Below are 15,311 nucleotides of genomic sequence, written 5' to 3' on the forward strand. Positions count from 1 at the left end.
ATTAATTTAGCCCTAAAAATAAGAAATCCCGAACAAAGTCCGGGATTTCAATATTAAAGAATAATTTCTTCTAAATTATCGTCATAAAAATGATATTCCAAAAAGCTGTAGGCGTTAACCGATTCAACATTGATTCTTTTGAAATATTTAAAAGCCCACTTCCGTTTAATGGAATGAATTCCTTTAGTCAGAAATGCCGCTACATACGGATGAACTTTCAAGGTCAAACTCTTTTTATTTAAGTCTTTAAAAATGTAGTTGACTTTGCTACTTAATTCATCAGTAAAGAGAATACTAGGCGTAATTTTTCCGGTGCCTTTGCATGATGGACATACTTCAGCTGTGTCCACATGTTCTTCGGGTCTTACCCGCTGGCGAGTGATCTGCATCAAACAAAACTTACTTAACGGAAGTATGTTGTGCTTGGTACGGTCGACTCCCATCGCCTCTTTCATACGTTCGAAAACCCTTTGGCGGTTTCCTGATTCATGCATATCGATAAAATCGATAACAATGATACCTCCCATGTCTCTTAACCTCAACTGTCTTGCTATCTCCTCAGCTGCTGCCAGGTTAACTTCCATTGCATTGGTTTCCTGATCCACTCCGGCTTTTGACCGATTGCCGCTGTTAACGTCAATCACGTGAAAAGCCTCTGTATGTTCAATAATCAGGTAAGCTCCGTTTTTAAACGAAACTGTTTTACCAAATGACGCTTTAATTTGCTTATCGACCCCAAAATGTTCGAAAATGGGTTGTCCACCGGTGTAGGTTTTAACCATTTTCCTTTTTTCAGGAGCAATCGTTGCAATATAGTCTGCAACGTCATCAGAAACAGCTGTATCATTAACAATGATGCTGTTAAACGTTGGGTTATAAATATCTCGTAGTAATGCTGTTGTTCGGTCAATCTCTCCGACTACTAAAGCTGGGGCGGTAGCTTTTTTGAGTTTTTGGAAAGTAGTTTCAAATTTAGCAACCAGTCTTTTCAATTCCTGGTCTAGTTCTGCTACCCGTTTTCCTTCGGCAACAGTTCGAACAATCACACCATATTTCTTCGGCTTAATACTTTGAATTAATTTTTTCAGCCGGTTTTTTTCTTCGGTTGAGCTAATCTTTTGCGAAACACTAACTTTGTCGCTAAAAGGCATCAACACTAAATTTCGTCCAGCTATTGAAAGCTCTGAAGTTAATCGTGGCCCTTTGGTAGAAATTGGTTCTTTGGCAATCTGAACCAAAATATTCTGGCCTGTTTTCAATACTTCTGTTACTTTGCCCTCTTTATTGATATCGGGCAAGGAATGAATTTTAGATAATGAAGAAATACGGTTCTTTTTGGAACTGGCAATTTTCATAAACTTATTTAAAGTTGAAAATTGGGGTCCCATGTCGAGATAATGCAAAAATGCATCCTTTTCATAACCAACGTCGATGAATGCAGCGTTCAAGCTCGGCATAATTTTTTTCACCTTGGCTAAATAAATGTCGCCAACTGCAAATTTTGCTCCGCTTTTTTCCCTGGTAAGTTCAACTAGGCGTTTATTTTCTAATAAGGCAATAACGACTTCTGAGGGAGAGACATCAATAATTAGATCGCTACTCACAACGTTATTTTGATTTTAATAATAATTTATTTTTTAGTTAGTTAATAAACGGATTAAACCTAAAGCACTTTTGCACTTTAGGTTTAATCATTAATTTCTCTTAATAGCTACTGCTAAAAAAAGGCGTCAGACTATTTCTTTTTCTTGTGTCTGTTTTTACGCAATCTTTTCTTACGCTTGTGCGTAGCCATCTTATGTCTTTTTCTTTTTTTTCCGCTTGGCATAACTTTATTTTTTTACTTCGTCTTTAACTTGAGCAACAAACGTTTTGGCTGGTTTAAATGCCGGAATGAAGTGCTCAGGAATAATAATTGTTGTATTCTTTGAAATATTTCGTGCTGTTTTCTCAGCTCTCTTTTTTACGATAAAACTACCGAACCCACGAAGATAAACATTTTTACCGTCAGTAAGTGAGTCTTTTACTGTTTCCATAAAAGCCTCAACAGTTTTTTGAACTGTTACTTTTTCGATTCCCGTGTTCTTGCTAATTTCATTAACAATATCTGCTTTAGTCATCTCTTAAAATATTTAGTTTTCAATAAATTATATAATTCCCGCTAATTGGTCTGCAAAAATAAAAATTATTTAAAAACTATAAACACCTGAAATGATTTATTTTTGCAATCTATAAAGATTTTAAAGCAGTTATGAGAAAAATTGGCATTTTAAGGGCTCAATTTCTGAAATGGTACGAGGAAAACAAAAGAGATCTTCCATGGCGTGAAACGACTGACCCCTATACGATATGGCTGTCTGAGATAATTTTACAACAAACTCGAATTGATCAGGGATTAGCCTATTTCATGCGGTTTGCAGAAAAATTTCCAACAGTCGATGGTTTCGCATCAGCCTCTGAAGATGAAATTTTAAAATTATGGCAAGGTTTGGGCTATTATTCGAGAGCCAGAAACATGCACATTGCTGCAAAGGCTATTGTAACCGAATACAACAGCCAATTTCCGGCCGACTATAAAAAGCTGCTTAATTTAAAAGGAGTGGGCGATTATACTGCTGCAGCAATTGCTTCTATCGCTTTTAATTTACCACATGCAACCGTTGACGGCAATGTATACCGGGTATTATCACGAGTTTTTGGAATCGAAACTCCGATCGACAGCAGTCAGGGCAAGAAAGAATTTTCGCTATTAGCCAACCAACTACTGGACCACAACCAGCCTGGAAATTTCAACCAGGCCTTAATGGAATTTGGCGCTCTTCAATGCAGCCCTAAAAAACCAAATTGCGAAAACTGCCCTATTAATAATATGTGCGTCGCGTTTAATAATGATACGATCGAAAAACTTCCCGTGAAAAAAGGAAAGGTTAAAATCAGAAATCGCTATTTTAATTATTTGGTTATTGATCACGGCAAATACACCTTTCTGAAAAAACGGACAGAAAATGACGTTTGGAAGAATTTGTACGAATTCCCGCTGACTGAAACGAAAGAAAAAACGGAACTTGATCATTTAATAACAAAGGAGCAAAAGTACCTGCCCGACACTTCAAATTTTCTTGTCAATAACGAAAGTAGCTGGAAAAAGCAGGTACTTAGTCATCAACATATATACTACCGCTTTATATACCTACAAATAACAGATAAAAAAAATATCCCTTCTGGTTTGATTAAGGTGAATAAAAAAGATATTTTTAACTTTGCAGTTCCCAAGCCAATTGAAAAAGAACTGGAAAATTACAATTGGCATTGATGCGTTCATGGTGAATACGTTACACTTCATCCAGAAAAATGTAGCGTTCATGAAATTTTTAAAAAAGATTCTCTTTCAGAGGAAGAATTTTTGTAAATTTATTATTGTTTAATTTTAAAAACCCTAATTATGTCAGTAAACAAAGTTATTTTAGTAGGAAATGTCGGTCGCGATCCTGAAGTTAGATATCTGGACAAGGATGTGGCTGTCGCAAACTTCCCACTTGCTACCTCTGAAAGTTACACCGCTAAAAATGGTGAAAAAGTAACATCAACCGAATGGCACAATATCGTTATCTGGAGAGGCTTGGCAAAAGTGGTTGAACAATACGTAAAAAAAGGAGACCGCCTTTATATTGAAGGACGTATACGTACTCGCTCATGGGAAGATAAAGAAGGAAACAAGCGCTATACAACAGAAATTTATGGCGACAACATGGAAATGTTGGGAGGCCCTCGTAATCAACAAGGAGGCAACGACAACCAAAACCAGTCTTCGGCCGCACAAAACGACAAAGGAAACAGTGTGAACGAACCTGATTTTAGTCCGAACGAAGAGGACGATTTACCATTTTAAAAACTTAAAATAAATTAATTGGAAACAGACCCTTTACCGATACTCTCAGCAATCAATTGGGATTTTCAGACATATCCCTTGACGCCTGCTGTCATATTTAGCCTTGTTTTAATTTTATTATTGCTTTTATCATCAGCTTTGATTTCAGGATCCGAGGTAGCCTATTTCTCGTTAAGTCCGCAAGACAGAGTAAAAATAAAAGCATTTAAAAGCAAGCACAATGATACGATATTAGAGCATTTAGACAACCCTGAAAAATTGTTGGCTACGATCTTAGTAGCCAACAATTTTGTTAACATTGGGATCGTAATCTTGTCTGCATATACAACTGAAAAAATCTTTGACTTTTCATCAGCCCCAACATTGGGGTTCGTCTTTCAGGTTGTCGTTATTACTTTTGTACTACTACTTTTTGGCGAAATTATTCCAAAGGTATACGCATCAAGTAACACGCTGATCTTTGCCCGATTAATGGCTATTCCACTAGATGTGCTTGAACGGATCTTTCGTCCAATCAATTCAATTCTTATTCATTCAACAAAGTTTGTCAATAAACACTTTCAGCGACAAAGTCAAAACATTTCAGTTGACGAACTTTCTCAGGCTCTTGAGCTGACTCTTGAACACGACCATGCTGAAGACAAAGAAATACTAGAAGGCATTGTTAAGTTTGGCAATAAAAATGTTGTTGAGATTATGCGTTCCAGAGTTGATGTTGAAGCATTGGAACTGAAAGACTCCTATTCAAAAGTAATTAACCTGATCAATGACTCGGGCTATTCGCGCATTCCTGTTTACTCCGGTTCATTCGACAATATTAAAGGAATTCTTTACATTAAAGACCTGCTGCCCCACATTAATAAAAAGGTAAACTTCAAGTGGCAAACCATTATTCGTCCTCCTTTTTATGTGCCTGAGACTAAAAAAATTGATGATCTTCTGGAGGAGTTTCAAAAAAATAAAGTGCACATGGCTATTGTGGTTGATGAATACGGTGGTAGTTCGGGCATTGTAACCCTCGAAGATATTTTGGAAGAAATAGTTGGCGAAATAGCGGATGAATTTGATGAAGAAGAAAACTATTTCACAAAAATTGCCGACAACAAGTATCTTTTTGATGGCAAAATACTGCTGCACGACTTTTTTAAAATCACAGGAACCGACGACCACACATTTGATAATTACAAGGGAGACGCTGATACTCTGGCCGGACTAATCCTTGAATTGAGAGGTGAAATACCGATTGTACACGAAAAGATCACTTGCAAAAATTTTGTATTCTTAATTGAATCGGTTGATAATCGTCGGATCAAAAAAATCAAAGTTGAAATAAATTAACTTTGCACAAAAAAAGAGCGCGTTGTATGTACCGTATATTCTTTATCGTTTCTATTTTACTGCTAATTGGTTGTCAAAAAGAATACACACCAAAGCCTCGCGGTTACTTTCGGATTGATTTTCCGAGAAAATCATACAAAAAACTAGAAAAAGACCTTCCCTATTCTTTCGATATTCCCAGCTATTCGATTACCCGACGAGTAAACGAACCAGGCGCTACCCCGAAGTGGGTCACAATAAGTACTCCTGAAAATAAAGCTGACATCCACATCAGTTACGACGAACTTGACCACAACCTGCTCAAACACATTGAAGAAAGTCGCAAACTTGCTTACGATCATTCAATAAAAGCGGATGCGATTAGTGAACGCATCTACATAAATCCAAAGGAGAATGTTTATGGAACAATCTATAATATTGAAGGCAATGCCGCCTCCCCCATTCAGTTTTTTTTAACCGACAGTACAAAACACTTCTTGCGTGGGGCGCTCTATTTTAGGGAAGTACCTAACATAGATTCACTTCGTCCGGTTATTGAATTTTTTCGTCCTGATATTATCCGATTGATTGAAACGACAAAATGGAAATAGCCGATGCCCTTAATTCTCGAAAAAAATATTGACAAAGGCCTACTGCTTCTTTGGGAGTTGACCGAAGACTTAGAGTGGTTTAAAAATCAATTTCCACATTTAGTCGATGACGACACCTTTAAACAACTAAGAAACGAAAAGCGACAGAAAGAATGGCTCGCGGTAAAAATGATGCTAAAACACCTTGGATGCACCGACTTAAATCATTTTTACAATGAAGCCGGACAGCCTCAATTACATCATCCAAAATTTAAAAAAATCAGCATTAGTCACTCCAGCCAACTTGCCGGTATTCTTATCCACCCCAATCAAGAAGTAGGACTTGACCTTGAAAGCCTTGACCGAAACTTTAAAAGTATTGAGCGCAAATACCTTTCACCCAAAGAAATTGAACTGGCTCAAAAAACAGCTAAAAACTATGCCTTATTTTGGTGCGCCAAAGAGGCAGTCTATAAAACTGCCGGAATTCCGGGCATCAGTTTTTCAACCCAAATTTTACTCGAATTAAACAAGCAGAACAAACTAACGGCAAAACTACGAACCCCTGAACTGACAAAAATTTACGAAATCAGCTATTTCGAGCATAAAAATCAACTTGTTGTATACTTGCTTGCGAATAATAAAAGTTGAAAAATATTGATTAACAATAGAACTTCAAGGGCTCAAACTTGTTATGCCTGACAAAAACAATAATGCAATGAAACAAGCAGAATCACATATACTCGTTATTTTTGGAGCTTCGGGAGATTTAACTAAGCGTAAGTTAATCCCCGCTTTAATGGAACTGGAAAAACAAGACCTACTTCCGGACGATTTCGCCGTGCTTGGCGTCAGCCGAACCGAATTATCCGATGACGATTTCCGGGAACGAATGATGGAGTTTTTATCTGAAAAAGACAATAAAGAACTCTTGAAAAAGTTTCTTGATCGGCTTCACTATCAAGCAATATCAACAGGCGAATCATACGACTACCCGGTTTTAAGAGATCGGCTTTTCACCATCGCCAAAGAAAAGGGCATCCCCGAAAATTTTATTTTTTACCTATCCACACCGCCATCGCTTTACGAAATTATACCACAAAATCTGGCAAGCGTGGAGCTGAACAGTTCAACCGACGGATTTCGTCGCCTGATTGTTGAGAAGCCCTTTGGAACAGATCTGGAATCGGCAAAAGTGCTAAATAAAAATCTGTTAAACTATTTTGCTGAAGATCAAATCTATCGTATCGATCACTACCTCGGGAAAGAATCTGTTCAGAACTTATTGGTAACACGTTTTTCAAACGGCATTTTTGAACCAATCTGGAATCACAACTTCATTCATCATGTCGAAATCACCTCAGCCGAAAGCCTGGGAGTAGAAAACCGTGGAGGTTATTACGACCACTCCGGCGCAATGCGCGATATGGTGCAAAATCACTTACTGCAGTTGGTAGGAATGGTTGCCATGGAGCCTCCCGTGGTTGTTGAAGCAGATGCCATTCGAAACGAAGTTCTCAAAGTCTTTCAATCTCTGCGACCAATTAAAGAAAAAGAAGTTGAGAAACACGTGATTCGCGGACAATATATTGAATCGCACGTCAAAGGGAAACTAGTTAAGGGTTATCGGCAGGAAGAAGGAGTGGATCCTGAAAGCCGAACTGAAACCTTTATGGCAATGAAGTTTTTCATTGATAATTGGCGTTGGGCCGGGGTGCCGTTTTACATCCGTACCGGGAAAAAACTCCCCACTCGTGTAACGGAAGTCGTCATTCATTTCAAAAAAACACCGCACCATTTATTTGGTAGCGAACACGAATCAGAACAACAAGCAAACCAACTGGTTATCCGCATACAACCTGACGAAGGCATCTTGCTGAAATTTGGCATGAAAGTTCCCGGCGCCGGCTTTCGGGTTCAGACCGTCAATATGGATTTCCATTACGATGATTTGGCCGATGTACGCTTGCCTTCGGCTTACGAACGGTTACTGCTCGATTGTATGCAAGGCGATGCCACACTATACTCACGCGGCGATGCTGTTGAAAAAGCATGGGAATACGTTCAACCCATAATGAATGCCTGGGAAAATAACAAAGACATTCCGGTTTACGGATATCCGGCAGGTACATGGGGACCAGATGTTGCCGACCAATTGGTGAAGGGGTCACAATGGCGATATCCGTGCAAAAACCTTTCGAACGACGGCACCTATTGTGAATTGTAGTTTTCAAAGAAAAAATAACGCCTAATTCTCTCGACCATGAATGAAAATAAAGAAGTAAAGATTTTCCCGAACGCACAGGATCTTGCAGAAGCCTTCGCATTTGAGCTCTTTCAAATGACTAGAAGTAGCAAACAACGACTTGACATTGCACTTTCGGGAGGTAGTACACCGAAATTACTCTTTGAAGTTTTGGCCAATCAATATGCTAACAAAATTCCCTGGGAAAGAATTCACTTTTGGTGGGGTGACGAGCGATGCGTTTCTCCCACCCACAAAGACAGTAATTTTGGGATGACTCAAGAATTTTTGCTTTCAAAAATCAATATTGATGCGGACAACATCCATCGGGTGAAGGGAGAATTACCTCCGGAGGAAGCAGCGGCTGATTACATCCTTCAAATTCAATCAAACCTCAACGAACGGGAGGATTGGCCAGTTTTTGATCTGATCATACTTGGCATGGGTGATGACGGACACACAGCGTCTATTTTTCCGCATGAGATGGAATTACTCACATCGGACAAAATTTGTGAAGTGGCCACACACCCCGAGAGCGGGCAGAAACGAGTGAGCCTTACCGGAAATGTAATTAATAATGCCAACCGCATTTATTTTCTGATATCGGGAAAATCAAAAGCAAAACCGCTTTCGGCGATTATGAACAATCTAAAAAGCGCGAATAAGTTGCCAAGCTATCACATCGAACCAAAACAAGGACAAATAATCTTTTTCCTTGACAATCCGGCTGCCTCAGAAATCTCGTAATTTAATATTGAGAACGCTTTGGGGCAATGAACAAAATTCAGCCATTCAAATTTAAGTCGATTGATGAGTTTCTTGACTTTTTGCCTGAGCATGAGTTGAGAGTGGTTGAAGCTTTGCGACAGATCATATTCGATTGCATTCCGAATTGCAAAGAAAAGTTGGCCTATAATGTACCGTTTTATTCCTGTCGTTCCAATATTTGCTTTATCTGGCCATCATCAATACCGTGGGGCAATGTTCAGAAAGATGCTGTTGTGCTCGGTTTTTCAAAAGGTAGCTTACTAAATGATGAACTGAACTACCTTGAAAGTAATAATCGGAAAAAAGTGCGCGCGAAACACTTCTTTTCTGTTGTCGAAATTGAATTAGACATCGTAAAAACATACCTATTTGAAGCTCATGAAATTGACAATCATCCATTCAGAAAGTAAAATTACTATCTCCATCAATCAACACTCTAGAAAAGGCCAATGACTGGTAAGTCATTAATAATCAACCACCTACTCCTAACCGTGCGATATTTAGCCAGATTAGAAAGTAGCCAACATTCTGATTGTTAATATCATTGTGAATAAGATTTTGCTCTTCAACCAGTCAAAAGCAACAATAAATCGTAATTTTAATAGCATAAAGAAAAAATTCAAACATCTGATTATTAACGCTGGCTGTCAATCTTAATTAATTGGAACAAAAACCGAAAATACAAATCTCACAAACTGGCATAATCAAAAATGCTTTTGAAGCTGCCCAGATTGGTATTTGGCATTGGTCTGTTAACTCCAACGAACTTATTATAAATGAAGCTTACGCCAAAGCAATTGGATACAGTTGTAAAGAACTGGCTCCATACAACGGCGATTTATGGACAAGCATTTGTCATCCTGACGATCAAGAGACTTTAGTTGCTGATCTCAATGGTCTTCCCCAAACATCAAAAAAACATTTTGCATTTCGGGCAAGGCTAAAGCATAAAAATGGATCTTGGATTTGGGCACAAGTCAATGGTGGTATCTCAGGGTACAACCCTGATGGCAGCCCGGCAGAAGTCAGTGGCACGTTGACTGACATTTCTGAACTATACCAATCAAAAAACACCCTGGATTATAGATTGCAAATTGAAAAAATAGTCTCAACTATTTCAGCTGACTTTGTTGGATTTCAGCCAAAAGATCTAGATAAACACATCAATAAAGCAATAAAAAAGATTGGCGAATTCCTGGATGTTGACCGTTGTTATGTTTTTCAATTCGAAAATCACAACTCCATTATGAACAACACGCATGAGTGGTGTAAAAAAGGCATTCCTTCTGAATTAAAGAACCTACAGAACATCCCTACTTTGGCATTCCCCTGGTGGATGAAAAAATTAAATATGCTGAAGCATATTAACATTAAACAAGTTAAAAGATTACCTAAATATGCTGCTGCTGAAAAGGAGATTTTATTGAGCCAATCAATTACCTCCTTACTCGCTGTTCCCATTCATTATAGAGAAGTCTTACTGGGTTTTATCGGCTTTGACTCTATTTCGAAAAGCCGAGAATGGCCCAAAGCTGATATTCATTTATTGAAAACGATTGCGCATACAATCGCAAATGGATTAAATGCAAACGCTAGTCAAAAGGTTCTTATTGAAGCAAAAGAGAAAGCAGAAGAGAGCAATAAAATAAAGTCGGCGTTTCTTGCCACAATCAATCACGAACTTCGTACACCTCTTCATCATATTCTTGGTTTTAGTGAGTTAATGCGAATGAATAAAATTCCACCAAATGAGATCAGTAGTTTTGCCGATAAAATTCACAGGAGTGGAAACCACCTTCTACAAATTATTGAAGATATATTGAAACTCGCATTAGCCGACAGTTCGTTTGTGAAGGTAAGAAAAGAGAGCTTCAAAGGAATGGAAATGTTCCTTCAACATAAAACTCTTTTAGAAGAACTGGTTCGATCGTCGAATAAGGAAAGTCAAATAGAACTTATCTACAAACCGACCCCAAATCTTGTCAATCAAAAATTTATAGCCGACAATAATAAAATCAACCAAGTAATTGTTAACCTGATCAAAAATGCCGTCAAATTTACGCATTCCGGACAAATTGAGTATCATGCTAACATCAGTGATAACACATTGCTCTTGAAAATAAAAGACACCGGAATCGGAATTCCTCATCACCAACAAAAATTGATTTTCGATTTTTTCAGACAAGGAGATGACAACTCAACGCGCGCTTATAGCGGAATTGGTGTTGGACTAGCCATATCCCAAAGGATTACCAATATCATGGGTGGCGAATTATCAGTTCAGTCGATTCAAGGAAAAGGAAGTACGTTTACACTCAGCATCCCGGTAGAAGTTATTTCTGCAGTAAAAGCAGAAACAGCGATCGAACTAAGCCACCAATAAGAACCTTCGTATTTTTCGGACTCATTTTCATTTCGTCCCCCAACAAACATTGCAAATCTACCGGAAATTATCCTCAACAATAAAATTTTATTGGACTCACCCAATGTGTTAATCTTAAAAAGAAAGATCCCAGACCCCTGGTTCTCTGAAAAGAGTCTCAAAATTACGCATTAAAAGAATAAAAGATATTTTTTTATTCTACAAGGCAGCGCTTGTAACTTTTGCTCCGTATCAATAAGTAAGTAGAGATCATTACGCGAATTTAAAATTAATGCTTATGAAAACATTATTTACTTCTGAAAAGTATCTTCGAAATGCACTAACTCTTTTTTTTCTCCTTCTGACGGTTGGCATCTATGCTCAAACCCGACACGATATCGAAGTGACAAGCAACGTATTTACTCCCTCTAGTTTAACAATTGACGCTGGAGACACTGTTGTCTGGACAAATACTCAAGGCTCGCACAATGTAAATGGGAAACAATCCAGCTACCCGTCAAATCCTGAATCTTTTGGGAACAATGTAGGAACCGGATGGACTTATTCGCATGTGTTTACAATTGCCGGCAATTACGATTATCAGTGTGACCCCCATCTGGCCTTAGGGATGACTGGAAAAATTATCGTAGAAGAAATTCAGCAACCCACAAACAAACTGACGGTAAATTTTACCGGAATGACTCCTCATGTAGGACAGGAACTCAAACTTGCTGTTGTGAATCAAACAACTGGGAGTGAATTAGCGAGAACCAGTGAAACCGTATCTGAAAGTTTTTCGGTGGAAATATTGGGAATTGAGAATGGTGAATCTTACTTCGTTGACTTCTTCTCTGATCATAGCGGGAATGGCATGTATGATGCGCCGTCTAGCGATCACGCCTGGAGAATGGAACTCAATGATGTCGACGGTGACGAAACACTCGATTTTGCGCACAACACCAACTTTACCGATATCATGTGGATGAACAAATTGACTGTCAACTTCACGGGAATGACTCCCCATGTAGGACAAACACTAAAGCTTGCACTAATTGATCAGGCAACCGGAATGGAAAAAGCCAGAACAAGTGTTACAGTTGAGGAATCATTTGAAATTCACGTGATGGGAATCGAAGACGGAAAATCTTACTTTGTTGATTTTTTCTCTGATCATAGCGGAAATGGAGTATACGATGCACCGCCTACTGATCATGCCTGGCGAATGGAGCTCAATGATGTTGACGGTGACGAAACACTCGATTTTGCGCACAACACCAACTTTACCGATATCATGTGGATGAACAAATTGACTCTCAACTTCACGGGAATGACACCGCATGCCGGACAAATGTTAACCTTGTACTTGCTGGATGTAGAAGCCGGAACATACATCGACACCATTGAGGTTACGGACATACCTGTTGAATTTTCTCTGTCATCGTATAAAATTGAAGTTGGAAAATCGTATGAACTTGATTTCTTTGCTGATCACAATGGTAATGGAGAGTACAATTCTCCGCCCACTGATCACGCATGGAGAATGGAACTTAACGATGTTCAAGGAGACTCAACGGTGGTTTTTAGTCACAATACAAACTTCACCGACATCTCAATTGCCACATCTACTGATGATTTAATATACAAAGACAACGATTTAGTTGTCTATCCAAATCCAAGTTCCGAATATGTTTACCTAACATCAAACAGATTCAAAATAGATGAAGGCAACATCAGTTTATACAATTCATTAGGAACTAAAATTCAAGCATCTCAGGTTGGTATGCAGTCGAACAGAATTGGCTATCATGTTCAACATCTTAAACCCGGACTTTACCTGTTTAAGGTTGAAACAGAATCTGCAACACTGGTTCGAAAATTCATCAAAAAATAGATAAAATAACAAGAGCCGCGAAATTCGCGGCTCTTGTTATTTTATGCTGTTGACTTAGCTTTTATTTTAACCATTTATCTAACCATTGCTTAAACACGCGTTGCCATAGAATCCCATTTTGAGCACTACTCACCCAATGACTTTCGTCTGGGAAATAAAGAAACTGAGCGGGAATATCTCTTAATACGGCAGCATTAAAAGCTCCCATACCTTGTGTGTAAGGAATACGAAAGTCTTTTGCTCCGTGAATAACTAAAATCGGCGTATCCCATTTTTCGATAAACAAGTGTGGCGAAAATGAATAGGATCGTTGCGCCGCTTTATTCTCTTTATCCCAGTATGGACCGCCAATATCCCAATTCTCAAACCACATTTCTTCGGTGGTCACGTACATCTGATCGAAATTAAAAATACCACAATGTGAAATAAAAGCCTTAAACCGTCCTTCATGATGACCTGCCAGATAATTAACTGAGAAACCACCATAGCTAGCTCCAACAGCCCCTAAACGATCTTCATCAACAAAAGGCTCTTTAGCAACATGATCGATAGCGGAAAAATAATCCTGGATATTCAAGCCGCCATAGTCTTTGCTGATTTGCTCCAGCCACTCCATACCAAACCCGGGTAAGCCACGACGGTTTGGTGCAACAACAATATATCCATTGGCAGCCATCATCTGAAAATTCCATCGGTACGACCAAAACTGGCTAACAGTTCCCTGCGGTCCTCCCTGGCAATACAGAATGGCCGGGTACTTTTTATTCGGATCGAAATGAGGCGGGTAGATCACCCAAACCAACATATCTTTATCATCAACCGTTTTTATCCAACGCTCTTCCACTTTGCCCATTTCCAGTTGATCGAGCAAGCCTTCGTTGACTGATGTTAACGGCTCATCTTTCCCATTATTCGGATCAACCAGATACAATTCTGCTGGCTGCGACATGGATACTTTTGCCGCCAGTAACCGACCAGTTGGAGTTTCAACAACCGACTGGTAATTGTGCACACCATCTGTTAGTCGAGTAATTTTTCCCTCCGTTAATGTCAATTGATAAATTTCATCGGTGGCATGAATATCGCTGATGAAAAAAATAGTTTCCCCATCATCTGCCCAACTCAGATGAGCGGCATTTTGTTCCCATCCTTTTGAATAGTTGATCTTTTCCCCAGTCGCCATATCCATTACAAACAAACGGGTTTGATCCGACTCATATCCATCGCGTTCCATGCTGGTCCAGGCCAATTTTGTTCCATCAGGCGAAAAAACAGGGCTTTTGTCGTATCCTTTATTTTCCTCTGTTAAATTCTTCGTCTCGCCAGTTTCCAAATCGTATTGATATAAATCGGTATTGGTTGAAAGAGAATAAGCTTTGCCCGTTAGCTTTTTGCACGAATAAACGATCTTTTTACCATCAGGACTCCAAACCACTTGGTCTAAACCATCAAATGGCTTATCGGGAGTATCAAATTTTTCTCCCTCCAAAATATCAGTTCCTTTGGTTATTTCGCCCTCCCCATACTCGGCAACAAATATGTGATTATAGGTATAGTCGTGCCATTGATCCCAATGTCGGTACATCAAATCGTCCTCCAACCGGGCATCAGCTTTGGGGAGGTCCGGAAACATGTCGTGAATGTCTTCATCCAGCTTCACAGCCTTTGCATAAAAAATATGCGTTTGATCGGGTGCATACTTAAAACCGGAGATTCCTCCTTCAATTTGGCTAACTTGCTTTGGCTCCGAACCATCAGGATTCATCTCCCAAAGTTGTGTTTCATCATTTTCAGCATACAAATAACCAATCTTTTTGCCATCAGGTCTCCACTGAGCACCTGATTCTTTTAAAGCAGTATTGGTAAATTGCTGAAGTTCGCCACCTGCAACAGGAATCGTATACAGCTCTCGGTATGACTTATTTTCCTCAATCTGATAATAGGTAACATCTAATAAAACAGTCTGCCCATCTGGCGATAACTCCGGGCTACCGACACGACCAAACGACCACAAAACCTCCGGTGTCATCACATTTGATTTCAACTCCGGCGTTTCCGGCACATAGGTTTTCTTTTCTTCTGCCATCGAATTTTGATTTATTCCAAGATAAAATAATACTGTCAGAACAGGCAAAATAACAATTTTCTTCATGGATATGTAAATTTTTCAGTGGCTGGGAAAATACACTTTTGAAAAGAATAATAAAATGATTCCTTAATGCAAATGTCGTTTTTTCAAAAAAAAGCAC

The 15,311-nt window shown here is 38.9% G+C and carries 13 protein-coding genes; 10 read left to right on the forward strand and 3 right to left on the reverse strand.

Annotation, left to right across the window (positions count from 1 at the left end):
• Window positions 1–53: 53 nt before the first annotated feature.
• Complete coding sequence (locus GR929_RS16490; RefSeq protein WP_159521806.1) at window positions 54–1,604, reverse strand: Rne/Rng family ribonuclease; 1,551 nt, start codon at window positions 1,602–1,604, stop codon at window positions 54–56.
• A gap of 228 nt (window positions 1,605–1,832) precedes the next feature.
• Window positions 1,833–2,120: an HU family DNA-binding protein gene (locus GR929_RS16495; protein ID WP_159521808.1), complete on the reverse strand. Its 288-nt coding sequence runs from the start codon at window positions 2,118–2,120 to the stop codon at window positions 1,833–1,835.
• Window positions 2,121–2,251: 131 nt separating this feature from the next.
• Here GR929_RS16495 and mutY point away from each other — a divergent pair, with 131 nt between their 5' ends.
• The 10 genes from mutY (at window position 2,252) to GR929_RS16545 (ending at window position 13,062) form a co-directional block, all read left to right on the forward strand.
• Window positions 2,252–3,313, forward strand: a complete 1,062-nt coding sequence (gene mutY, locus GR929_RS16500) for an A/G-specific adenine glycosylase (RefSeq protein ID WP_159521810.1) — start codon at window positions 2,252–2,254, stop codon at window positions 3,311–3,313.
• A 129-nt stretch (window positions 3,314–3,442) separates the two neighbouring features.
• Entirely contained in the window at window positions 3,443–3,889 is a 447-nt protein-coding gene (locus GR929_RS16505; protein WP_159521811.1) for a single-stranded DNA-binding protein, read from the forward strand.
• Window positions 3,890–3,907: 18 nt separating this feature from the next.
• Window positions 3,908–5,227 (forward strand): gliding motility-associated protein GldE, encoded by a 1,320-nt coding sequence (gldE, locus tag GR929_RS16510; protein WP_159521812.1) that lies wholly within the window; start codon window positions 3,908–3,910, stop codon window positions 5,225–5,227.
• Between the two features lie 26 nt (window positions 5,228–5,253).
• Window positions 5,254–5,817, forward strand: coding sequence for a gliding motility lipoprotein GldD (gene gldD / locus GR929_RS16515; RefSeq protein ID WP_159521813.1), 564 nt, complete (start codon window positions 5,254–5,256; stop codon window positions 5,815–5,817).
• Window positions 5,818–5,820: 3 nt separating this feature from the next.
• Window positions 5,821–6,447 carry a 4'-phosphopantetheinyl transferase family protein gene (locus tag GR929_RS16520; RefSeq protein WP_159521814.1) on the forward strand — a complete coding sequence of 209 codons (627 nt, stop codon included), beginning with the start codon at window positions 5,821–5,823 and terminating at the stop codon, window positions 6,445–6,447.
• A 67-nt stretch (window positions 6,448–6,514) separates the two neighbouring features.
• On the forward strand, window positions 6,515–8,023 hold the full coding sequence (gene zwf, locus GR929_RS16525) for a glucose-6-phosphate dehydrogenase (protein WP_159521815.1): 1,509 nt from the start codon (window positions 6,515–6,517) through the stop codon (window positions 8,021–8,023).
• Between the two features lie 36 nt (window positions 8,024–8,059).
• Complete coding sequence (gene pgl / locus GR929_RS16530; protein WP_159521816.1) at window positions 8,060–8,788, forward strand: 6-phosphogluconolactonase; 729 nt, start codon at window positions 8,060–8,062, stop codon at window positions 8,786–8,788.
• Between the two features lie 26 nt (window positions 8,789–8,814).
• Window positions 8,815–9,219, forward strand: coding sequence for a DUF1801 domain-containing protein (locus tag GR929_RS16535; protein ID WP_159521817.1), 405 nt, complete (start codon window positions 8,815–8,817; stop codon window positions 9,217–9,219).
• A 251-nt stretch (window positions 9,220–9,470) separates the two neighbouring features.
• Window positions 9,471–11,192, forward strand: coding sequence for an ATP-binding protein (locus GR929_RS16540; protein WP_159521818.1), 1,722 nt, complete (start codon window positions 9,471–9,473; stop codon window positions 11,190–11,192).
• Between the two features lie 277 nt (window positions 11,193–11,469).
• Window positions 11,470–13,062, forward strand: coding sequence for a plastocyanin/azurin family copper-binding protein (locus GR929_RS16545; RefSeq protein WP_159521819.1), 1,593 nt, complete (start codon window positions 11,470–11,472; stop codon window positions 13,060–13,062).
• Between the two features lie 61 nt (window positions 13,063–13,123).
• On the opposite strand, the gene GR929_RS16550 is transcribed toward GR929_RS16545, so the two are convergent.
• The gene (locus GR929_RS16550; protein ID WP_159521821.1) at window positions 13,124–15,214 is read right to left on the reverse strand and encodes a S9 family peptidase; all 2,091 of its coding nucleotides are present in this window, start codon (window positions 15,212–15,214) and stop codon (window positions 13,124–13,126) included.
• Between the last annotated feature and the right edge of the window lie 97 nt (window positions 15,215–15,311).

The organism is Sunxiuqinia indica (genome assembly GCF_009847015.1).
Classification (GTDB): Bacteria; Bacteroidota; Bacteroidia; order Bacteroidales; family Prolixibacteraceae; genus Sunxiuqinia; species Sunxiuqinia indica.